The following is a 19,146-nucleotide window of genomic DNA, read 5'->3' as shown; positions in this document are numbered from 1 at the left end:
CCTGTTTGCTTCTTAGAGCCATAAATGACAGGGCCCCGCGTGATACGGGGCCCTGTGCAAGGTAAGTCACCTATCAAGCATGTGAAGGCAAAAGGTCTACCCCTTCACTCTCGAACTTGTCCACTGCATGATTTAGTGCTCGGAAGAGCGATTCCACAGTACGCTTGTTACGCAGCTCCTGCGAGGCTCCGCTTACTTCCAAAGCATCCTGAGCGCCCGACAAATACGCCACCTTAAAAAGCTTCACTTGTTCCGAGGAGAATTTGGTCAACCGATCCGCAGCCAAAACACCCTTTTGCTTTGCCATCTCAGTACCTCCTTCGACTGGTGGTCAAGGAAAGATGAAAACATCAGCAGGAATGATTGTCAATCAATCGTCAACCAAATGAGGAAACAGAGGAATTCGTCTGACACTAAAGCCTCTGAAACAGGTTGCGGGCCGAATTAAGTCCAACCCTTTCTCCCGGTTGGGAGCCGAAAGAGTCTGGACCAGTTAACGCCTGGCCAAGATGTGGAATGCCCGCACTGACATAGATGAAGGAGCGAGCTGCTTTTGACGAGATACGCCGCTAGATCTTGAGAAGGCACAGTTCCCTGCTTCACATAGATCTCAAAGGGGCCGACGATTAGGCGGTCTCCTTCATACAAGACCCGCCGCTTGGTCCTCAGCCCATCCATAAAAATGCCGTTGGAGCTCTGGTGATCTTCTACCACCAACACGCCGGAACGCAATAAGAACGCTCCATGGTCTCTGCTCACCGTTGGATCATCAAGGCAAATCTCGCTGTCTGTATACCGCCCAAAGGTGGTGAAGCCCTCTTGCAGCGTGTACGAACGAAGCATCATTGATGCCTCATGAGTCACAACAATTTCTGGGAACATTTCACTGTCAATGGTAAATAACTAACAAAGAAACCAGATGATCTATGAGATCTCAAGAAGTTTCAATGCTAATGACCCATCCTTATCGATAGCTTAAACGCAAGAATGAGCACTCTTGGCGGAGCGCATTATCACCGAACTCTAAGGACCCGCCCGGCACCTCGACGGCTCTCTTCGCATTTGCGCTACCATCCCACCATGCGCCCAACCCTAGCCGCTCTAGCCCTGCTCCGGGCCTCACCACCCATTGCCGCGAACTACGACAACTGACGTGGCACTTGCGTACCTCGGGCACTCGACGGTTCTCATGGCATCTGTGCCATCACCCTTCTCTAGCCATCTCATCTCAAACGGGTGTTATAGGCCAGCCGATTTCTAACGGATCCGGTTGCATAGTGATGTCGCGTAGCGCCGTTCTGTATTCAAGCCAGGCCTGCCGCTCCTCCTGAGGGGTCGGAGCATCCGGCAAGATCCGCCAATCGCAGGCGGCCAGTAGCTTGTCACGCTTGTAGCGGACTTTTTCCCACTCGGACGCAATGTCGATAGCTGGGCAAACCCAGCAGCACCGGCCAACGTGCCATCGATGCGTCATCGATGGGGCATCGGTAGGCACGAAGTTCTGGGGCGTGCCCAGCCGCAGGCGTGCGCCATGCTGCGCCCGGTAAAACTTCAGCTCGGCATCATGGTTGTAATGGCCGGAAGCCACCATATAGCCCTCATCATCGACCACGTAATAGGACTTCATCGTTTGGCTCCTGTCATGAATCCACTGAGGCTGCCAACGCTGCAGCCCGTTTCACCGGAGAACTGCAGGGTGACGGTATGCAGGCCTGGGCCCATAGGGGCGGAATAGCCGTGGCAGACCGTTGTATAGGCTAGGTCAATGGCATGTTCTGACATCAGCACACCGTCCACCCAGAGGCGCGTACCAGCTGTGCGCCACCCTGAACCGTAGGAGACATAACCGGTCACCAGGATGGTTACAACGCCGGCCAGATCGAGGTTGATGGCCATAGATAGGACATCTCGCCAACTTCCCCACCCCACTCCGGCAATGGGGCCGCGCACCATCGCTGCTGTGGGAACCGTGACTGCGTTACCGCCGATCTCCAATGTGCCAATGGCTGCTGACCCGATATAGGCTCGCGTGATGGCCGCAACATCCATGAAGTTGGCGATGTTCCCGGAGCCCATCTTATTGAGCCGGTTTACGAAGTCCCAGGTATTCATGGTGGTGCCATCGGGTAGCCTCACTGTACTGCCAATGACTGCGCCAGGGGCGGTGGCCAGAGGCCCCAGGCCGCCTACCTGGGTCGACTTGAGATTTCGGATCCAGGTCGCATCCAGGCCATTGGCATCCAAAATGACGTTGCCGTTGGCGTCCCGAACCGTGAGGCCGTTGGTATTGACCTTGCGCGCTGCCACACTGCCGTCCACCAGCAGATCGCCATTGAACACGGCTGCCGGTATGGTCCACGATGAGCCCATCCAATGGCGGGTTTGCGTGAACCTCCCATTGGTGATGGTCACCGCATCGCCGATCACCAGATGGTTGTTATTGGGTGCGCTACCGCTATTGCCCAGGCTGGCCCATACGGCCTGCCGCGCGGTGGCATCGCTCCAGGCGAAACCGCTGGCCGACAGCATCACCGAGCCGCGCATGCCGTCGCTGAGCTTGCGCCCGGTGCCGTCCACCCGCAGATTGCCCTTCAGGTAGACATTGTTCTGCAGGTAGATCCCATCCGCATCCACACCAAAAACCACATCTTGCGGCCGGGGCGTCGTCATTTGTCCGGCGCTGTAGCTGGGGGAGACGACGGCGAACTTGTCCGCCATGATGATGAATGCGCTGGAGGCCTTGCCGTTGACCTCCTCGGCCGCTATGCCGTAGCCCGCCAGCGCCCCGCCCGCCTGCACCTTCAGCGTGTACTGCGCGCGCAGGCCTTCCGTGTAATCGGCAATGACCGTCATCTCCTGCTCCAGGCTGGCACGGCCCGGGCTGCCGTCCTGGTAGTAGTTGCCCAGGGAGGCCTGCAGCTGAAAGATGTTGGTGGCCACCGCACGCTGGCCGTCCGACCATGCCGCCTGCATCTGGCGCACGCCGGCTGTGGCCTGGCCCAAGCTGGCCGTCGTCTCGCGGACGAACATGGCCAGGCTGCGCTGGTTGTTCTGGATGATGGTTTCCACCTCCTGGATCGCCGCGCCGCGCTTGGCCGCCTCATCAGCGATATTGCGCAGCAGCACTTCTCGCATCTCCTCGGCCAAGTGGTCGAAGCGCGTGGGGTCATCCAGGGTTTTCATCAGGCTCTTGAAGAGCTTGGAATCGATGATGGACTGGGCAAAGCGCTCGATCGCCACCGTGGCCGATAGGCCGCCGCCCAGATCAATCACTGCCTCGCCGGGCCCGGCCACCTTCTCTTCTTTCAAGATGGTGATGGCATCCGAGCCCGTGATTTCCTTCAGCTCGCGCAGGGTGACAGCGCGCTCCATCTCGTTACCGCGCTCGCCGCTGCGCACCTGTAGGTGCTCGGTCACAGCATTGACCCAGTTGCTCAGACCTTTGTCGGCCAGGCTCAGCCGTGGCAGCGCCGGGAGCTTGGCCGGGCCGGTATCTCTTTTCACGCGGTTGTTCATATGGCCTTCAGTTCATCGCTGGTTGAGCACAGCACTACTGTCGTTGCACGGGCAGCGCCTTGGACCTCCACCTGGTGCTCCAGCCATCGGCCGGGTGGCAGGCGCTGCGGCTGCAGATTGGTGAAGGTGGCCGTGTGCCGCAACTCCCCATCCCCCCAAAGCCTCACGGTGATCGGGTTGGTGGGCGTCTGATCACCGTAGACCTTGGCCCAGGCCAGAATGGATTGCGCGCCCTGGGTGGCTACGCCAGTCTTCCAGCGGCCCACGCGCAGGGCCGTGCCGGTGTAGCACTCCATCAGGTCGGTGCCGCTGGCCACGTACATCAGGTCATTGAACTTGTCGACCCATGCCGCAGTGCCCGAAAGATCCACATGGCCCAGCTTCCAGCCATCCTTCAGGCTAAAGGCCAAGCAGCCGCCGCCGCTGCCCCTGTAGAACAGGTAGTAAACCCCTTCGTGCTCCACCGCGAACATGCTGGCGGGCTCCAGCGCCTGCCACTCGTCGCGGTTGATGAGGATCCGCGTCACAACCTCCACCCCGCCCTGGCCGGCTAGGCACAGGCCGTCCGGCGAGGCATAGAGCACGCCGCCCTGCACGCCGACGATGGACCGGCGCGCGCTGCAGGACTGATTGCTGTCCAGCTTGATGGCCGTCATGCTGGCCGAGTGTGCACCGGTGATCAGGTACGGGTTGCCGGTGGTGCCCACAAACAGGGTTTGGTCGAAGACGCCAAAGCCCACTACCGGGTATTCGGTGGTGATCTGGTAGTCCACGGGCCAGGCATAGGGCACGTAGGGCTCGCAGAATGCCACCGTGTTGTCGATGAACCCGGCCATGATGCCGTTGGGCATACCGACCAGGCCGCGCAGGAACGGGTTCACGCCCGATGTGGGCTTGTTCTCGCTCTCGTACTGCGCATCCATGCGATATGGCGGCGCCGTCCAGGTGAACTGCGGCTGCAAGCTGTCCAGCTCCTCGCTGGCCTTGTCATCCAGAAACTGGCCCACACCCACATCCAGCTCTGCGACCAGTTGCCAGGCCGCAGCAGTGGTCGAAGTGTTGCTGCGGTAGATGCGCCACAGCTTCACATTGCGCGCCGCCAAGGCCTCGCCCGTCATGGCGCCCGGACGGGTGATGGTCACAGTGTCGTTCGCGTCAACCTCCACCATGTCGGTGATCGGCGACGGCTCCGACTCCTCGCCCCAGTCGGTCACGAAGGCCACCACGTAAAACCGCGAATCCACCACCCGCTCTACCAGGCCATCGCCCACGATGCCGGAGACGCCGCCTTGGCCGGTGAGCATGTCGCCCACCACCGCAGTGCCATCGATCAAAGCAGTGAACTGGTTGCCCAGCTGGGTGCCAATGCTAGCCACGATGGTGGCTGCCTTCTGCTGGATCTCGACCATGCGCGCGTTCAGGCTGTCGGCCTGAGATTTCGCATTGCTGTCGGCATTCGCATATTCCTCCAGCGCTTCGTTGTACCGATCCATGGCTGCGCGGTACTCGATCCATTCTGGGTTTTCGGTTGACAGCTGCGAGTCACCGCCCCCCGTAGTGATCCACTGTGGTGACGTAGGAGTTTTGGGCCTGACCGGTGCAGATGCGGGCACATCCCAGGACTTCGTCAGGGCCAGGGCGGCAAACTCCTTCACCAGCGAGTCCAGCTCATCCCGCAGCTTGGTCGCTGAAGCCTTCGGCGCCACGTAGCCCTTGATCGCGTCGACCAGCTTGCCGGCCTGAGCCGCCGTGAATACGGCCTCTCCGGAGCGATCCCCAGAAGTGTCCGGGAACTGGTGCAGTACCAGCGCCTGCTCAAGCTCCTCCCATCGGAACGGGTAGGCATAGGGTGCGGCCGACACCGGGATGGCCCAGCCGCCCGCATGGCTCAAAGCACCCAGCTTCGTGGTGTTCATGCCAGTTTTGCTGGCCCGCTCAGCGGTGACCACGGCATAGAGCATTGATGGATTGCTACCGGGAATGCCAGTTGGCAGCGTCAAGTCATAGTTTTGGCTGACACCCGCATAGGACTTGCCATCATCTCCCCAGCGCACCTTGAGGGCATTGCCTTCGTTCGGAATCACGGTGGCCAGGATGTCAGCACGAATGGCATCCGCGAAATCGCCATACATCCAGTTGTCAGCCTCCTCGGGCGTGAACTCGTCCACCACCTGCGCCGCGATCACCGGCTTTACTGGGCGGACCACCCCAAGCAGCCGGTCATTCCCGCGCGTGTCGATGGCGCGCGGCCGGGCGCTCCCATCGTTCGTCGTCTGGTATGTGCGCTCTGTGGCTTCGTCGTTGATCTGCCCTTTGACGAACGACAGCTCCTGCGCATAGGAGCGGATAGCAGCATTGGGGTCTTGGACGACCTCGCCGTTGGCATTGCGGTGGAATCGGTACAGGCTCAGCGCCCCCTGTACGCAGGCAGAATGCCGGCGATCCGTGCGCAGCGGCCGGAACTCATTGCTCGGCAGGAACAGGTTGAAATTGGCCCGGGCGTAGTTCGCGCTCAGGGCTCGGTCTGAGACGCTGGGCGCTTCCCCAGCAAAGGCGGACAGCTTGTATGTCGTCATGCGCCCATACTTGCAGGCTTGGCACGCTTCTCATGCGGCGTGCCAAGCCCTACCCCAACGCCTATTACTCCTCAGGTGCCGTGGCTGGTCTTTCAGCAGACGGCTCAAGCACCGGCTTGGATTGCTCGAAGTCTTCCTTGATAAAGAGAGATCCCAAACCTGCCACCAAGACCACAGCGGGCAGTTGCTGCCCCAGTGCTTCGCCCGTATCCAAGTCAATGAGGTCAATGCTTGAGGCAAGCATTTCCGGAGTGACAGCCGTATAGATTGGGGGCATGGGCACGTACCGGTACACCCCGTCTTCACCCATGATTTGCTCTTCCCGCTGCCAGAGGATAGACGGGTCTTTGCCATAGGTGTTGTCAAGCATGGCTGTGCGCACACGAATGCGCGCAGCACCCGGGTTCAATGCTGGCTTATATGGCTTCAGTTCCTCATTGGTCATATATTTTCCACTGCTACAGATTGATAAGATTCCAGCCCACAACAGGGTTAGAAACTGTGTAATCACCGAGAACTACTCCATTGCCAATAGCGGCTGCTGTGTAAATATCACTACCCGGTGAGTTAGATGCGTATAGTCTAAATCCGCCAATGCTCGTGTAATAACTAGGTATGTACAAAGCTATCTGCTTAATTGCTTGTTGGCTTCCAAGCTGCAATGAAATGAATTGAGATGTTGTCGAAGAACTATCTCCTTCCCAAATCGTCGATGTGGAATTGTCCGCCGCATAAGCGTTAGGTATACCCGATGGACTTGAAGAACCTACCACCCCCGTTATCAGGTCTGGGCCTCCAGGCGTGGCGCGCAATTCAATTTCTGCTACACCTGGCGCATAGCTACCCGCATAAATGGAATTCAAATAGAAGAGCTTGTAATACTGGTACTTTGGCATTTTCTTTTTGCCATACAGATGACCTAGTGTTATCGCGCCAGAAGTCGGCACTCCAGCATCGCAGCCGTAGTAAGCGTTGAGGCTGTAACCCAACCCAAATTCGGCGTGTGCTTGGGCCATGGAAATTGGCCCAGAGGACGGCATAACCATTAGCCTGCCCTCACTTTCAAGCTATCGACTTCGCATCGCAATTCCTTTAGCGCCTGAATGAGAACCGGCACCAACTTTGTATAGTCCACCGTTCTCCATTGATGGCCGTCGTTGTCTGCGTCGGGAATGGAGCGGCCGACAGCCTCAGGCATCACTGCCTCCACCTGGTCGGCGAGCACGCCGATATCGGCCTGGCCGGGCTTCCCAATCAGATTGGTTTTGTGGTTCCAGACAAAGCGCACACCATCGAGCTTTGCAATCAGCTCCAGCGCGTTGGCTATAGGCACCACGTTGTCTTTGAGATCGGGGTCCGAATAGGCTTGCACGTTGCCAGCGGCGACCATGTTTCCTGCGGCATCGGAGTACCAAGACCAGGCTGCCCGCGAGTAACCGCCAAGACCAAAGTACCCATCCCCACGAATGCCCAAGCGGATGGCGTAGCTGTCATGCCAGAAAGTCATGCCCGCGAGATTCCCATCGCCTCCAGTCGAAGTCGAACGGGCGACAAAGCTGCCGTTGCCCTCGCCACCATCTGCTGCAGCACCTGACATGATGAGGCTGCGCTTCTGGCCTACAAGCTGACCACCCATAGCTCCACCGGCCAATGGCAGCTTCCCATCCAGGGCTGTCTGCAGCCCGGACACCGTGGCGATGTCCTGCACACCCGTGTGGGTCGCACGGCTGCGGAGTGAGGCGTCGGTGGCATTTACTGTCGCACCAGCGGCCACACCCGCCAGCTTGCCCTTCTCCGCAGTGGTGTAGTCCTCGGTGCTCAGTCCCTTGCCAGTAACACCCTCAACCTTTGCATCTAGCGCAGCCTGCAGATCTGTGATGGTGGCAATCGCCTGCGTTCCGGTGTGAGTGCCGCGGTCGCGCAGTTGGGCGTCCGTTGCGTTCTTCGTTGCCTGCTCTGCGATCGAGGCGAGCTTAGCTGCTTCTGCAGCTGAGTAGTCGGTGGTGCTCAGCCCCTTGCCTGCCACCTTGTCGACCTTGCCATCAATCGCAGCCTGCAAGCCAGTGACGGTGGAAATTGCTTGGGTGCCGGTGTGTGTGCTGCGGTCGCGCAACTGCGCGTCTGTCGCATTTTTGGTGGCCTGCTCTGCGATTCCGGACAGCTTCGCCACATCTGCATTGGCAAAGTCGTTGGTGGACAGGCCCTTGCCCGCTACCTTGTCGACCTTACCGACCAGGTCTGCCGCTGTGGCCATTGCCTGAGCAAAGCCAGGGTTGGGGTAATTGCCCGCAAGCACGCCGCCGGCGGCGCCCGTAGGTGGCCGTGAGTTCGTCAGTCGAGGGTCTGCATTCTGTGCAAACTCCCGCATACCCCCAGCGGTGACACGCATCTCCAGCATGTCCCCGGGCAGATAGGCTTGCCGCATGGTGCCCTCTTGAGCGCGCAGGACTGTCAGGCGACATTCGCCCACCACCGAGTTGTCCACCAGCGTGACACGCATCACCTCGATATTGGACTCAAGGGAACCTTCGCGTTTGTACGCTGTGAGCACATACCAGTCGCCGGCCGCCGGTGAGACCAGCTGGCCTGCGGCGCCATCTGACACGCGCAGCACACCATAATCCAGCTCTGTTGCCGGCGTCGAAGAGGCTGGTGCAGCCTTGACGGCCGCAATGAAGACCGTCTGAAAATTGTTCAGAAATAGCTGAGGCATGTCTTAAAGCTCCTTGATCCGGACGAAGAGCTCAACCTCTTTCTTCCGGCCGTCATTCGTTTGCGGGCAGACACTCACCTGGTACTTCACACCTGTCGTGCCGCCGTCATAGATCCACACCTTGACTCGCTGGCCCTGAATCGCGTAGCTTGGAGGCATTGGCATCGCGGGCTTCACGCTGATAACGCAATCCACGATCTCATCGCCAGGCGGAAACCACTCACCGAATTCGATGTCGTAGTCCTGAACGTCCGCCGGCTGTTGGGTGACGGTTCCTAAAATGGTCATGCTGTTACTCCGTCACATAGAAAACAAGCTGGCTGGCTTGCACGATGAAAACGCGGGAGTCCGGCGCCGGCTCATCGAATGGAAGGCGCTTATGGATCTCGGGGTTGATCTCGATATGGGCAATGCCCGGGCTGTGCACCAGCGCTCTGCGGAGCGCGCGGGCGGTGACGGCACCCTTTGCCTTCGCTTGCAGCAAAGCATGCAGGCGGGCCTCGATATGGGTGTTGCTGACCACAAAGGCCTGCGGTCTGGCCTGCACTGGTGAGCGGAGCCAGCGGCGCACATAGACCGTCCCGTCACCTCTGGCCCGTACTTCGCCTTTGCTCTTTACCGGGCCGCGAATCATGCGGCGAGTGACCGGGGTGAATCTGGCGACACCCTGGGACTGAACGGCACCGTGTGCGAGCACATGCGCCTTGATGGTGCTTTTGGCTTTCGCCACCACCTTTACGCGCCCCCGCACTACCGGAAGCGTTACCTCGATCACCACGCGGCCAGTCGCCGCAAGCAACGACCGGACATCGACGCGGCCAATTACCCCGTCGACAACCGCAAGCGCCTGCGCGCTGACAGACAAATGGCCTTCGACCCTGCCCAAGTTGCCGGCCGCTATAGCCTTCGGCTGGGCTGTGAGCTTGCAATATGCAAGCACCCGGTCTGTGGTCCGGATCCGGGCCACACCTCGGGCATCAATGCGCACGCGCACCACCGGGTCGGCCTTGCGCCCGTTGATCATTACGCCGTTGATGAGCCCTCGGTTCACGCCCTACACCTCGCGCTTATAGCAGCTGCAGGACAAAGTCGCCGGTCAATGCCTGGCTGTCCACCACAAACACATCGTTGATCTGCAGAGTGCGCTGCGCCGGCAGGGGCTCGGAATACATGAGCGTGGCCGTGGCATCCCCGGCGGAGTCGCCTTCAACAATGCCGATGTGGGTCACCGTCACAGGCGCACCCGTCACAGGCGGGAACTCGGCCCGCGTTGCGTTGTACGAAGCGCCGTTGGCGGGAGCAGCAAAGGCGCCAGTGGGGACACGCTGATACCAGGCTGCTGCGACCTCAGTGCCTGCGGTAAAGGCGTCAGTGGGGTCTGCAGTGAACAGGGCAAAGTAAGGGGTGCGGATCGCAGGGAAGGCCTGGCCGCGCAAGGTGGCGTTGATGATCGCGTTCGCCATCGAGGTCGAAAATCCAGACATGACAGTCCTTTAGGTTTTCGAGCACTCCAGCGCCCCAATTACAGTGATGCGTCCAGCGTGTCAGGCTTGGCACGCTACATGGCCGGGGCCATCTCGTTTGCAGCCTTGCTCTGCACGCCCAGGATCTGGTTGAACAACATGAGATGGCTGGCCGCCAGCTCCTTGTTGCCGCCGTATTCGGCATCCTTGCTCCAGGCGCGGAACAGCACGAAGTGGCGCAGCGCGTCCATCCAGCGCTCCGGGATCGAGGGCGCTTCGCTCTCGTCTACAAGGTCCGCGATAGCCAGCTGCACGACAGAGCGAACAACGGTCCCAGCAACGGCAGGCGGGTAGAACAACACTTCGCGCGGGCTGCGGATGTCGTGCATGAAGTGCAGGACCTCACGCTGCGGGGCCTGCGCACGCCAGCCCGGCAAAGTAGCGTCCAGCACCCACAAATCGGTTTTGGTGATCCGCTTGCGGGCCGTGTTGCCGTTGTTGGTTATGTCCATCAGGGTGTGGACGTTCGGCGCCAGTTCGTGCCGCCATCCCGAAATGGAAAGATCCAGCTCCTGCACCAACTGGTCGGGCCGCTGCTCGGCGAAGGTGCGCTGCGCGGCGTTGAAGTAGTCCAGCAGCTCCGGACGGGTCCAGCGCACATGCGTTTCGTCCTGGACCTCGCGTGCTACATCGCTGATCAATTGGGCAACGGTCAAAGCCATCGCGTTCTCCCGCGTGACACCCGGCCAGTGCTGGAGCGCCACACATCGGTGGAGCCCCGATCAATCGCGCGCTGGAACAGCGCAACAGCGACGGCGGCCTGGTCGGGCAGGTAGTAAGTCGTGCCCGGGGTGTTCAGCAGCTCGGCCTTGGCCCCGTCCCTTATCGCTTCGTGATACAGCGTCCCCACGGTATCGGGCACAGATGTGGCCCGCGTGGTGGGCACCAGGGACACGTAGGCCTGCACGGGGCTGGAGACGCCAGAAGCGCCCACGGTGAAATTGCGCAGGTCGGTCGACACCAGGTAGGCGCACCCGCGTTGGGAATGGCGCCAAGGGTCAGATGGCAGATCCCGACCATTGGCCACGCTGATGGGGCGGCCGTCACCCGTTGCGCGCTCGATGCGCAGCAGCTCGGAGCCCTGGGGCAGGTCGAAGGTGTATTCCTTGAAGGCCTCTCCCGTCACCTCGACGGGCTCAAGCCACTCTTGCCAGGCACGGGTCTGGCGCAGGAAAGAGCGCGCAGCCCGGTTGATGCACTGGTAGATCAGCGGCACTGGCGCCGCTGGTGCCACCAGCTGCAGCTCAGGCAACCAGTTATCCCATGACGCCATGACTGCCCCTTACTTGGGTGCGCGGCGCACGCGGCCCGATGGCTTGGACTGCTCTTCTTGAGGCAAGCCGGTGCCGGTGGTGAAGTCGTCGTCTTCGTTGTCGCAAGTCACAGCCGGCGCGCCAGTTGCGGCCTTCTCGGTACGGGCGGACAGACGCGCTTGGCGCTCTGCACGCTGCTTCTTGAACTTCTGTTCAATGTCGAATTCGTCTTCATCCATGAAGCCCAGCACCTTCAGCTCGTCAACATGGTCCTCGTTTTCCACCTCACAAGCCAGGGGCTCGCCCTTGAACTTGTAGGCGGCTCCGTCATTCAGCACCACATTCAGGGTGCCATCTTTGCGCGCGGGCAGCATAGTAAGCAGTTTCATATTCTTCTCCAGTGGTTCAAAAAGCCCCGGCAGGTTTCAAGCTGCCGGGGTAGGAAGGCCCACAGGGCCGCGCACATCAGGCGTTGGCGTACACCAGATCGATGCCGAAAATGCCAGCGGCAGTGCCGGCACCGGTGATCTTCAGCAGGATCTTGCGATCCACTTGGCTGGGGGTGACCTTGCCAAAGGCTGCCGGCACCAACTGCACATAGCCACCAGCCGCACCGGTATCGTTGTCCACGATCCAGGCAGCGCCGCCGTCAGCAGCATCAGCGCTGAAGTCGGAGCCATCAGCATTGGACAGGCCGATAGAGGCCTTGAAACCGGCGCCCAGGGCAGCAGGGGCACGGACGTAGACCACAACAGGCAGAGTGCCTGCGGGCAGCGTGCCAATCTGGCCGATGACGCCAGCGGCATGATCGGCCACCGCGATAGGCTGGCCGAACTGGGAGCGCACCAGCTCTGGACCGCCAGGGGTGATAGGGTTTTGGTGACCGGCGGCCACCGCGCTCAGTTGCTTGAAAGCAGGCATTTCTTTCTCCTTGCTTGGTTGAGGGGGTGGCCGGATTAGCGGCGGGCAGCCGCAGTGTCCACAGCGAACAGACCCTGGTCGTGCGCAGTGCCGTCCCAGTCGAAGGTGGACTTCTTCACCCCGAAGATGGACGAGGTGGTGATGATCACCTGGTTACCACGGTCGGCGGTTTCTTCGTGCCAGCCGTAGCGCATGCCAGTGCCAGGCGAGCCGAACGCGATCACACCAGCCTGCGCACCCATGAACAGCGCACGCGCGGTTTCGACGTTGCCTCCGGCGCCGTGGTTGTTGTGGCGGATCACATTGCGGTGGCTGTGCAGGATCACGTTGCGGTGCATGCCCAGCGCCTGCTTGAACAGGGGCGACTTGGAGCCCAGCGCACCAGCCGCGGCCTTCTGCAGGTCCATCCATTCGCCGGTAGCGGTGTTGTTGCGCAGGTCGTCTTCCTGCCAGGTGTGCATCACCATGACATAGACTTCTTCGCCGTCCACCATGCAAGGCTGCATCACGGGCACGTTGGTAGCACCACCGCCTTGGACATCGGCACGCGTTTTGGCAGCGCCGATCACCTTCAGGCTCATCTTGTCAGTAGCGTCGATGTTGGTCACGGCCGTAGCATCGCCGCCGAACAGGTGCGCGTACACCGATGGTGCAGTCAGAGGGTTGCCGGCTCGACCCTGGTAGCCCAGCGGCAGCAGGAAGTTTTCATTCACGCCGCGCGAGCCAGACAGGTAGGTGAAGTTCAGCTCATCGTGGAAGCGGCCCCACCAGCTGGCTTGCTGGGTCTTGGCGCGCTCACGCAGGTTGTGCAGCGTGCGCTTGCGGGTCATGCGGCCGCCGGTGTTCACACCCCCGCGCGCCTGGTCGATGTACAGCTGGTCGGTGTAGAAGCGCTGCGCCTCTTCCTTGCCCTCCAGCGTGTCATCGCCTTCGACCGGCGCCATGCGCAGCTCGGCCAGCAGGTCATAGGTGATCAGGTCGCCCTGCTCCGATTCGAGATCGGTGAGCACCTGGATAGGCACTCGGGCACCTTGGCCCACGGCAGAAAACTTCTTGCCGAAGTAGGAAGCCTGCGAGGCTTCGAGGGTCAACTCGCCGGAAAAGCGCTTGACGGCACGGGGGCTGTTCACGCCCACAATGGTTTTACCCATGGATTGCTCCTAGTGGTTGCGAGCACTCCAGCGCCCCGGTTTGAAATTCATCAGCCCCACGGTGCGGGGCCTGACAGAAGCTACGATGGCAGGCTTGGCACGGGCCTTGCAGCTGCTGTGTTCTTTGTGATCACGGTTTTTGAGTCCGCCGAGATGGCCATACGGGCAGTCTTGCCCTTCTTGTATTCCAGCTCGATGCGCACGCCGCCGATGATCAGCACGTCACCCGTGCGCAGCTCCATGGAGATGCGCCGGGTTTGGGGGGTCTTGTCAGCCGAAGTCATTGCACCCTTCAGGCCGAACGCAGGTATCGCGCGTGCTTCTCGGGTGAGCGCGTCTTCAGCTCCGACAGGGCGCGCTCATAATCCAGGCCTTCCAGCTTATCCAGCTCGGCAAATTCATTGCTGATCGGATCGGCATCACCCGCACCACCAGGCACATCGGCCAGGGTGTTCACCACCTTGGAGGTGTCGGGCTTGCGATTGACTGCGCCAGGCTTCGCGGCCGTGGTCGGAATGCTGTGCAGCACCACCATGCGCTTGTGCGCTTCTTCCAGCAGCCAGCGCGATGCGCGGTTTTCGTTGCCTGGCTGGGCCGCGATGGCACGCAGGAACGTGTCGAACTCCGCCTGCTTGGCCGTGTCCTTGGTGTAGTCGATGATGCCCAGCTCGGGAGACTTGGCGGCGTGGGCGACAAAGGTGTTGATGGCGTCCAGCCAAGCATCAGCCTGGGACTGTTGCCGCATCTCCTCGGCGATGCTCGCGCGGTTCTTCAGGTCGCGCAGGCTGTCGCGCTTGTCTTCCAGCTCATCGAGCTTCGCCTCGTACTCGTCGGCATCAATGTCGCCATCGTTGAGGCTGCGGCGCAGGGCATGCATGGCTTTGCGATTGTCGGCCAGCTGCGTGTCCAGGTCATCCGGGACTGTGACCGAGTAGCCACCCTTGCCTTTTGCCGCTGGCGTCCCCGCATCCTTGCCGGCTGCGCCCTGATCCTCGTCGGGCTTGTCCGTGGGATCAGGCTTCTTCTCGGACTCGCCACCTTCGGGCTTCTTGTCAGCTTCGGGCTGCTTGCCTCCATCGAGCTTGCCAGCCTCGCCGCCGTCATCAGGCTTGTCCGTGCCCGCCTTATCGTCGTCGTTCTGATCGTCGTCGTTGTCGTTATCGTCGTCGTTGTCGTCGCCGTCCAGCGGGCCCTGGCCCAGCGCCGCCAGCGCAGCGGCGTTGTCAGCGTCAGCGTCGTAGTCGTCATCTTCGAGGGCTTCCAGCTCCTCGGCGGAAAGCAGACGGTTGCGGTCTTCGGTGGTCATGATGTGCGCTCCTATTGGTTTGCTGAAGGTGCCACGACAATGGCAGGCTTGGTACGAGGCCAGGCCTCCTGCATCAGTCGCGCATCAGCAGCGTGTCCTTCAGCTTGGCGCGCGATTCCTGCACCACCTTCTGCCAGTCTTCCACCTGCAGCTGCCATTGCTTCGAATACGGCTGTGCAGGTTGTTGCGTACTCTGCGAGGGCGGGCCGGGCAGCGTCAGTGATGCGCTGGGGGAGCTTGGCGAAGTCGCCGCGCAGCCCTGCAGCAGTGCCGCGCACATCAAGAATGAGAGTGCCCAGCTCTTGCTGCGCTTTCGCATTGGCGCTGTTGCCAGCTTGGAAGTTGGATAGAGCATCTGTAAATCCTTTCTGAAAACCGGCCATGTCACCCAGCACTTTCCGGACCTCCTGCAGATCCTGGCCAGACGCATCCAGCTTTAGCTGGGCAATCTGTCGTTCGTAGCGATTGGACTGCACATAGGCGGCGCCAGTCGCACCGATGGCCAGGGCCACGCCGGCGGCAATGAGGTGGCTGTAGATCACTGCCCACCCCCTGCCACCGTCTCAGCACAGCGCGCCAATGGCACATTGCCGAGCCGGTGGTCTACCCATCCAACAACGAAGGTGGGCATGCCAAGGCGCATGTAGTGCGCGCCCTGCTGCACGTCCACCAGCTTCAGCACCATCTCGCAGGCCTTGGCCCGGCCGCGCTTGCGCTCCAGCGCCTGGTACGCGGCCAAGGTGCGGGGGCCCAGCTGGCCGTCTACGGTCAACATGGGATAGTCTTGGCCGCCGCGATTGAGCTGGTTCAGAGCCTCCTGGAACCAGCGACTGGCCCGCCCAGCTCCTGCGTTCACGCCGGCGTCTACCAGCTTGTGGCCCACAGCTGGCGAGATGGCTATGACCCGGTTAAAGCCCGGCTCGTTGATGTAGTCCTGGGTGTAGATGTCGACAGCCACCGACTTTGGCAGCTGCTCCATAGGCCCCTTGTAGCCGTGGTCGCGGGCTACCTTTTCCGTGATTCCGTGGTTGGTAGCCCCACCTGGATCCTTCGGGTCATTGACGAAGCCGCCTTCGACCGCGAACAACGCGCCTACGATTGCCGCCGCTGCAGCCAGGGTGGAACCCCAAATTTTGGCCTTATCGCTCATTCGTCGACCTCCAGCACACCCAGGTCCGTGTCACGTTCCGGCGCATAAATGGGGCGCCCGGTCGAGCGCATCAGATCGATACGCATCTGGCGCTCGCTTAAACGCAGCTCGTGCTCCTTCTGGCGCCGCGCGTCATCGGCACGACGCAGCTTGGAGGCCTCACGCTTGTAGTACCAGGTGATAAGCAGGCCGCCGATAGCCACCATCGCGCCAACGATCCCGAAGAATTCGTTGGATGTAAACCACCCTAGCCCTGTCATGCCCGCCCCCGCCATTGATACTTTGTTGCCGGCTGCAGCAACGTTTTCGACGGTTTCAATCCTGAATGCCATTGCCACGCCCTTCAAATTGGTTGAGTTGTTTGTTCATTCCGTCCATGCGCTGGCGGCTGGCTGCCTGAATCTCGGCCACGCGCTCGCGCGAATCCGCCTCGATGCGGGCTACCTGCAGCCGCACATCGCCGTCGCTCTTGATCTGCAGGGTCTTGTTGGCCAGGTCAGCCTGTGCCTTGGCCAGCTGCTTTTGCACTTGGCCCAGCTCCAGATCGGCATCGCGCTTCACCGTAGCGGCCACCCCCTCCATCTGCTGGGCCAGCTCGGCATTGCCGCCGCCCGTGCGCAGCTGCTCGGCCTCGGCTTCCAGCTTCTGGGCGCGGGCATTGACCTCGCGCACCTTGGCCACCTGCTCCTCCAGCGCCGCACGCGCCTGCTGCTGCTGCAGCTGCAGGGCTTCGGCCTGGGCCTGCATCTGCTCCTGCATTTGCTGCTGCTCTTCGGGTGTTAGAGGCTTGTTGGGGTCGCGCTCGCCCGTCAGCTTGCGCAGCTCGTCCGCGATCGCTTCGTTGTTGGGTAGGTCGCTGTACTCCATGGCGATGGTCAGCAGGCGCATGGCCGCATCTGGTGGCATGCGGCCGGCCATCTGGTTCAGCGCATCGAACATCACCTGGCGCAGGGTGCCCGAGTAGTCCTGCTCAGACACCACGAAGTCGGCCAAGCTGGCGGTGATGTCGTTCAGGTAGCGCACAGAGCCATCCGGCTGCTGCTCGGGCTGGTTGACCTTGACCCACTCCAGGGCGCCACGGTGACCTGTCAGGCGGATCACCTTTTCTTCCGTGTACCACTGCTCCACCAGGGAGAGAAGCTTTTCGCCCTGCACCTGCACGGCAAAGCGCAGGTTGTCGAATGGCTGGGTGGTAACCACGCTGCCCTGCATCTGCCGGGCCTTGATGGCCTCGCCGCTGCTGGCATTGGTCTGGCGGCCCAGATTCTCATTGGAGATGCCGGCATTCTTCTGAATGGCCTGCGCATCCATGGTCATCATCTGCACCTGGCCGGCAGCCAGCTCGCTGTCGCGGTGCAGCTCCAGCTTCTTGTTGGGCTTCACGATGATCACGCCATCGGGCATATTCGCCTCCTCGCGCGCCTCGTTGATGTCGTCTACCGCCCCATCCTCTGCAATGATCTGGTTGGTGCTCAGGGTGAACAGCGCCTTGCTGGCACGCTTGTTCAGATCCATCTGCAGATCGCGCACGCGCCGCACCACGCCATAGGGCATGCGATCCCGGCCCCGCCGGTAGCACCAGATGGGCGTCAGGGTGAAGGCGTTGTGGCGCATGGGCATGGGGCCCAGGGCCAGCAGGTGCTCTTCGGTCATGACCGCCACATGCATGCGCATCACCACACACTCGGTGATGGAGCCGCCAAAGGCCATCACCACCGCATTCAGCGCGTTGTCCCACTCCTCAACGAACGAGCCTTTGAACGGGCCGCTGGATACCACGCGCGCCGATACCGGCATGCGGAACTGCGCCTCGATCAGGCGGACACGCTTGCGCGGCTCACCGCCCAGGTTGCCCCGGCCCGAAGACAGGAACTTGCCGGTGGTGTCGCTGGTGTGCGAGCCTTTGACCTCGCCCTGGTAGTAAAACTCGTCCTCAGTCCACTGCGTGGCGCTGTACTGGTCATCGTGCATCGAGGCACGTTGCAGCATGTCGGCCCGCTCTGGGTACATCGCCATAGCCACGTCCTCGTCCGTCCAGCGGGAGCGGAAGATATATCGTGCATCGGACAGGTCTGGCTCCAGCGAGAACGAGTCGTGGATGACATTGCGCCAGTCCTCGTACTTGTCGTAGATCACATCCTTGGTGGGGTCGTTGCGCACGCCAGAGTCCACCCAACCGATACCCACCTTTACTGAATCCTCAAAGGCCCGGGAGCGGTTGAACTGGCTGCGGTTCAGGTCCGTGACGTACTTCAGGACCTTTGTTTTCACATCGGCCATCTCCACGTCATCTTCGGTGCGCGGCAGCACCTTCCAGTCCACGCGTGCCCGGCGCTCGGTGCCAATGAGCCAGTCCACCATGGGGGCCACCTCATTGAACACCAGCGGTGCCTGGCCGCGCTCCTCCAGCTCGGCAGCGTCGGCGAAGTCCCACTGGTCGCCGTCATAGAAATCGTGGTCCACCGCCATCTGCATGCGGTTCTCGGCTTGAATCTCGCGCTCGCGGTAGTACCAGCCCATCAGCTTCTTGTGCCACTTGCGGGCCTCCGGACGGTCCAGGATGTGGGCCGGCTGCTCGCTGCCTTCCTCAGTGGCGCCCTCGTCCACATTGACGACGTTCTCGCCAGGTGCATAGGCGCGGTTGGGGCTGAATTCAAAGTCAGGCATATTCCGCCCCCTTGTCTTCCGGCAGCGTCAGCGCCTCGCGGGCCACCTCTTTGCCGTCCTGCTTGACGATCAGCTCACCGAACTCGCGCGCGGCTTGTGGCTTGTTCCAGACAGGCTCTGACGGCATGCGGTAGAGATCGGGCAGGCCTTCGTTCAGGATGGTGGCCACTCGAACCCAGTTCGCCCGGCTGGGCTCGATGCCCAGGACATCGCAGGCGACCTTGCACTGGCTGGCCAGGTACTTGGGGTCGTCGTACTTGTAGGCCGCGCTCTCCATGAGCACGTACCACGGCGACTTCGAGCGGTAAGCAGGGATCAGGACCAGCGCCCGCTCGGCGTTGATCCAGGTGTAGACGGCGAGCAAGTCCCC

At 61.3% G+C, this 19,146-nt stretch carries 23 protein-coding genes; all 23 read right to left on the bottom strand.

Annotated elements, in window-relative coordinates:
- Positions 1-73: 73 nt before the first annotated feature.
- The 23 genes from AB7A72_RS05140 to AB7A72_RS05030 all read right to left on the bottom strand — a co-directional run bounded on the left by AB7A72_RS05140 (position 74) and on the right by AB7A72_RS05030 (position 19,140).
- Positions 74-307 (bottom strand): hypothetical protein, encoded by a 234-nt coding sequence (locus AB7A72_RS05140; RefSeq protein ID WP_369459225.1) that lies wholly within the window; start codon positions 305-307, stop codon positions 74-76.
- A gap of 137 nt (positions 308-444) precedes the next feature.
- A complete protein-coding gene (locus AB7A72_RS05135; RefSeq protein WP_369459519.1) occupies positions 445-843 on the bottom strand; it encodes an FHA domain-containing protein in 399 nt (132 codons plus the stop codon).
- 385 nt (positions 844-1,228) lie between these two features.
- Positions 1,229-1,627: a tail fiber assembly protein gene (locus tag AB7A72_RS05130; protein WP_369459224.1), complete on the bottom strand. Its 399-nt coding sequence runs from the start codon at positions 1,625-1,627 to the stop codon at positions 1,229-1,231.
- Positions 1,624-3,516 (bottom strand): phage tail tip fiber protein, encoded by a 1,893-nt coding sequence (locus tag AB7A72_RS05125; RefSeq protein ID WP_369459223.1) that lies wholly within the window; start codon positions 3,514-3,516, stop codon positions 1,624-1,626. The genes AB7A72_RS05130 and AB7A72_RS05125 overlap by 4 nt, the downstream gene beginning before the upstream one ends.
- Positions 3,513-6,092 carry a hypothetical protein gene (locus tag AB7A72_RS05120; RefSeq protein WP_369459222.1) on the bottom strand — a complete coding sequence of 860 codons (2,580 nt, stop codon included), beginning with the start codon at positions 6,090-6,092 and terminating at the stop codon, positions 3,513-3,515. The genes AB7A72_RS05125 and AB7A72_RS05120 overlap by 4 nt, the downstream gene beginning before the upstream one ends.
- Before the next feature lie 64 nt (positions 6,093-6,156).
- Positions 6,157-6,537 (bottom strand): hypothetical protein, encoded by a 381-nt coding sequence (locus AB7A72_RS05115; RefSeq protein WP_369459221.1) that lies wholly within the window; start codon positions 6,535-6,537, stop codon positions 6,157-6,159.
- Between the two features lie 13 nt (positions 6,538-6,550).
- Positions 6,551-7,108 carry a hypothetical protein gene (locus AB7A72_RS05110; RefSeq protein WP_369459220.1) on the bottom strand — a complete coding sequence of 186 codons (558 nt, stop codon included), beginning with the start codon at positions 7,106-7,108 and terminating at the stop codon, positions 6,551-6,553.
- A 29-nt stretch (positions 7,109-7,137) separates the two neighbouring features.
- Entirely contained in the window at positions 7,138-8,805 is a 1,668-nt protein-coding gene (locus tag AB7A72_RS05105; protein ID WP_369459219.1) for a tail fiber domain-containing protein, read from the bottom strand.
- 3 nt (positions 8,806-8,808) lie between these two features.
- Complete coding sequence (locus AB7A72_RS05100) at positions 8,809-9,093, bottom strand: phage fiber-tail adaptor protein (RefSeq protein ID WP_369459218.1); 285 nt, start codon at positions 9,091-9,093, stop codon at positions 8,809-8,811.
- Positions 9,094-9,097: 4 nt separating this feature from the next.
- Positions 9,098-9,856, bottom strand: coding sequence for a hypothetical protein (locus AB7A72_RS05095; RefSeq protein ID WP_369459217.1), 759 nt, complete (start codon positions 9,854-9,856; stop codon positions 9,098-9,100).
- Between the two features lie 16 nt (positions 9,857-9,872).
- Positions 9,873-10,289: a phage tail fiber protein gene (locus AB7A72_RS05090; RefSeq protein ID WP_369459216.1), complete on the bottom strand. Its 417-nt coding sequence runs from the start codon at positions 10,287-10,289 to the stop codon at positions 9,873-9,875.
- 74 nt (positions 10,290-10,363) lie between these two features.
- The gene (locus AB7A72_RS05085) at positions 10,364-10,990 is read right to left on the bottom strand and encodes a phage adaptor protein (RefSeq protein WP_369459215.1); all 627 of its coding nucleotides are present in this window, start codon (positions 10,988-10,990) and stop codon (positions 10,364-10,366) included.
- On the bottom strand, positions 10,981-11,601 hold the full coding sequence (locus AB7A72_RS05080) for a hypothetical protein (RefSeq protein ID WP_369459214.1): 621 nt from the start codon (positions 11,599-11,601) through the stop codon (positions 10,981-10,983). The genes AB7A72_RS05085 and AB7A72_RS05080 overlap by 10 nt, the downstream gene beginning before the upstream one ends.
- 9 nt (positions 11,602-11,610) lie before the next feature.
- Positions 11,611-11,970 carry a hypothetical protein gene (locus tag AB7A72_RS05075; protein WP_369459213.1) on the bottom strand — a complete coding sequence of 120 codons (360 nt, stop codon included), beginning with the start codon at positions 11,968-11,970 and terminating at the stop codon, positions 11,611-11,613.
- 76 nt (positions 11,971-12,046) lie between these two features.
- The gene (locus AB7A72_RS05070; protein WP_369459212.1) at positions 12,047-12,502 is read right to left on the bottom strand and encodes a hypothetical protein; all 456 of its coding nucleotides are present in this window, start codon (positions 12,500-12,502) and stop codon (positions 12,047-12,049) included.
- A 35-nt stretch (positions 12,503-12,537) separates the two neighbouring features.
- Positions 12,538-13,653, bottom strand: coding sequence for a N4-gp56 family major capsid protein (locus AB7A72_RS05065; RefSeq protein WP_239812104.1), 1,116 nt, complete (start codon positions 13,651-13,653; stop codon positions 12,538-12,540).
- Between the two features lie 80 nt (positions 13,654-13,733).
- Entirely contained in the window at positions 13,734-13,895 is a 162-nt protein-coding gene (locus tag AB7A72_RS05060; RefSeq protein ID WP_239812105.1) for a hypothetical protein, read from the bottom strand.
- A 50-nt stretch (positions 13,896-13,945) separates the two neighbouring features.
- Complete coding sequence (locus AB7A72_RS05055; RefSeq protein WP_369459211.1) at positions 13,946-14,959, bottom strand: hypothetical protein; 1,014 nt, start codon at positions 14,957-14,959, stop codon at positions 13,946-13,948.
- A gap of 11 nt (positions 14,960-14,970) precedes the next feature.
- Positions 14,971-15,501, bottom strand: coding sequence for a hypothetical protein (locus AB7A72_RS05050; RefSeq protein ID WP_369459210.1), 531 nt, complete (start codon positions 15,499-15,501; stop codon positions 14,971-14,973).
- Entirely contained in the window at positions 15,498-16,109 is a 612-nt protein-coding gene (locus AB7A72_RS05045; protein WP_369459209.1) for a glycoside hydrolase family 108 protein, read from the bottom strand. Before AB7A72_RS05045 ends, AB7A72_RS05050 begins: the two co-directional genes overlap by 4 nt.
- The gene (locus AB7A72_RS05040) at positions 16,106-16,441 is read right to left on the bottom strand and encodes a holin (RefSeq protein ID WP_312531321.1); all 336 of its coding nucleotides are present in this window, start codon (positions 16,439-16,441) and stop codon (positions 16,106-16,108) included. The genes AB7A72_RS05045 and AB7A72_RS05040 overlap by 4 nt, the downstream gene beginning before the upstream one ends.
- On the bottom strand, positions 16,425-18,776 hold the full coding sequence (locus AB7A72_RS05035) for a portal protein (RefSeq protein WP_369459208.1): 2,352 nt from the start codon (positions 18,774-18,776) through the stop codon (positions 16,425-16,427). Before AB7A72_RS05035 ends, AB7A72_RS05040 begins: the two co-directional genes overlap by 17 nt.
- Positions 18,769-19,140, bottom strand: coding sequence for a hypothetical protein (locus AB7A72_RS05030; RefSeq protein WP_369459207.1), 372 nt, complete (start codon positions 19,138-19,140; stop codon positions 18,769-18,771). The genes AB7A72_RS05035 and AB7A72_RS05030 overlap by 8 nt, the downstream gene beginning before the upstream one ends.
- Between the last annotated feature and the right edge of the window lie 6 nt (positions 19,141-19,146).

This window comes from Comamonas sediminis (assembly GCF_041107495.1).
Taxonomy (GTDB): Bacteria; Pseudomonadota; Gammaproteobacteria; order Burkholderiales; family Burkholderiaceae_C; genus Comamonas; species Comamonas sediminis.
This window is presented reverse-complemented; position numbering and strand designations above follow the sequence as displayed.

What these genes read in the sequence shown, in the direction of transcription:
- AB7A72_RS05060 (WP_239812105.1), bottom strand. Translation starts at nt 13,895, where the DNA reads ATGGAGCTGCGCACGGGTGACGTGCTGATCATCGGCGGCGTGCGCATC.
- AB7A72_RS05070 (WP_369459212.1), bottom strand. Translation starts at nt 12,502, where the DNA reads ATGCCTGCTTTCAAGCAACTGAGCGCGGTGGCCGCCGGTCACCAAAAC.
- AB7A72_RS05140 (WP_369459225.1), bottom strand. Translation starts at nt 307, where the DNA reads ATGGCAAAGCAAAAGGGTGTTTTGGCTGCGGATCGGTTGACCAAATTC.
- AB7A72_RS05065 (WP_239812104.1), bottom strand. Translation starts at nt 13,653, where the DNA reads ATGGGTAAAACCATTGTGGGCGTGAACAGCCCCCGTGCCGTCAAGCGC.
- AB7A72_RS05055 (WP_369459211.1), bottom strand. Translation starts at nt 14,959, where the DNA reads ATGACCACCGAAGACCGCAACCGTCTGCTTTCCGCCGAGGAGCTGGAA.
- AB7A72_RS05085 (WP_369459215.1), bottom strand. Translation starts at nt 10,990, where the DNA reads ATGGCTTTGACCGTTGCCCAATTGATCAGCGATGTAGCACGCGAGGTC.
- AB7A72_RS05135 (WP_369459519.1), bottom strand. Translation starts at nt 843, where the DNA reads ATGCTTCGTTCGTACACGCTGCAAGAGGGCTTCACCACCTTTGGGCGG.
- AB7A72_RS05080 (WP_369459214.1), bottom strand. Translation starts at nt 11,601, where the DNA reads ATGGCGTCATGGGATAACTGGTTGCCTGAGCTGCAGCTGGTGGCACCA.
- AB7A72_RS05115 (WP_369459221.1), bottom strand. Translation starts at nt 6,537, where the DNA reads ATGACCAATGAGGAACTGAAGCCATATAAGCCAGCATTGAACCCGGGT.
- AB7A72_RS05100 (WP_369459218.1), bottom strand. Translation starts at nt 9,093, where the DNA reads ATGACCATTTTAGGAACCGTCACCCAACAGCCGGCGGACGTTCAGGAC.
- AB7A72_RS05105 (WP_369459219.1), bottom strand. Translation starts at nt 8,805, where the DNA reads ATGCCTCAGCTATTTCTGAACAATTTTCAGACGGTCTTCATTGCGGCC.
- AB7A72_RS05125 (WP_369459223.1), bottom strand. Translation starts at nt 3,516, where the DNA reads ATGAACAACCGCGTGAAAAGAGATACCGGCCCGGCCAAGCTCCCGGCG.
- AB7A72_RS05130 (WP_369459224.1), bottom strand. Translation starts at nt 1,627, where the DNA reads ATGAAGTCCTATTACGTGGTCGATGATGAGGGCTATATGGTGGCTTCC.
- AB7A72_RS05110 (WP_369459220.1), bottom strand. Translation starts at nt 7,108, where the DNA reads ATGGCCCAAGCACACGCCGAATTTGGGTTGGGTTACAGCCTCAACGCT.
- AB7A72_RS05040 (WP_312531321.1), bottom strand. Translation starts at nt 16,441, where the DNA reads ATGGCATTCAGGATTGAAACCGTCGAAAACGTTGCTGCAGCCGGCAAC.
- AB7A72_RS05045 (WP_369459209.1), bottom strand. Translation starts at nt 16,109, where the DNA reads ATGAGCGATAAGGCCAAAATTTGGGGTTCCACCCTGGCTGCAGCGGCG.
- AB7A72_RS05035 (WP_369459208.1), bottom strand. Translation starts at nt 18,776, where the DNA reads ATGCCTGACTTTGAATTCAGCCCCAACCGCGCCTATGCACCTGGCGAG.
- AB7A72_RS05090 (WP_369459216.1), bottom strand. Translation starts at nt 10,289, where the DNA reads ATGTCTGGATTTTCGACCTCGATGGCGAACGCGATCATCAACGCCACC.
- AB7A72_RS05120 (WP_369459222.1), bottom strand. Translation starts at nt 6,092, where the DNA reads ATGACGACATACAAGCTGTCCGCCTTTGCTGGGGAAGCGCCCAGCGTC.
- AB7A72_RS05075 (WP_369459213.1), bottom strand. Translation starts at nt 11,970, where the DNA reads ATGAAACTGCTTACTATGCTGCCCGCGCGCAAAGATGGCACCCTGAAT.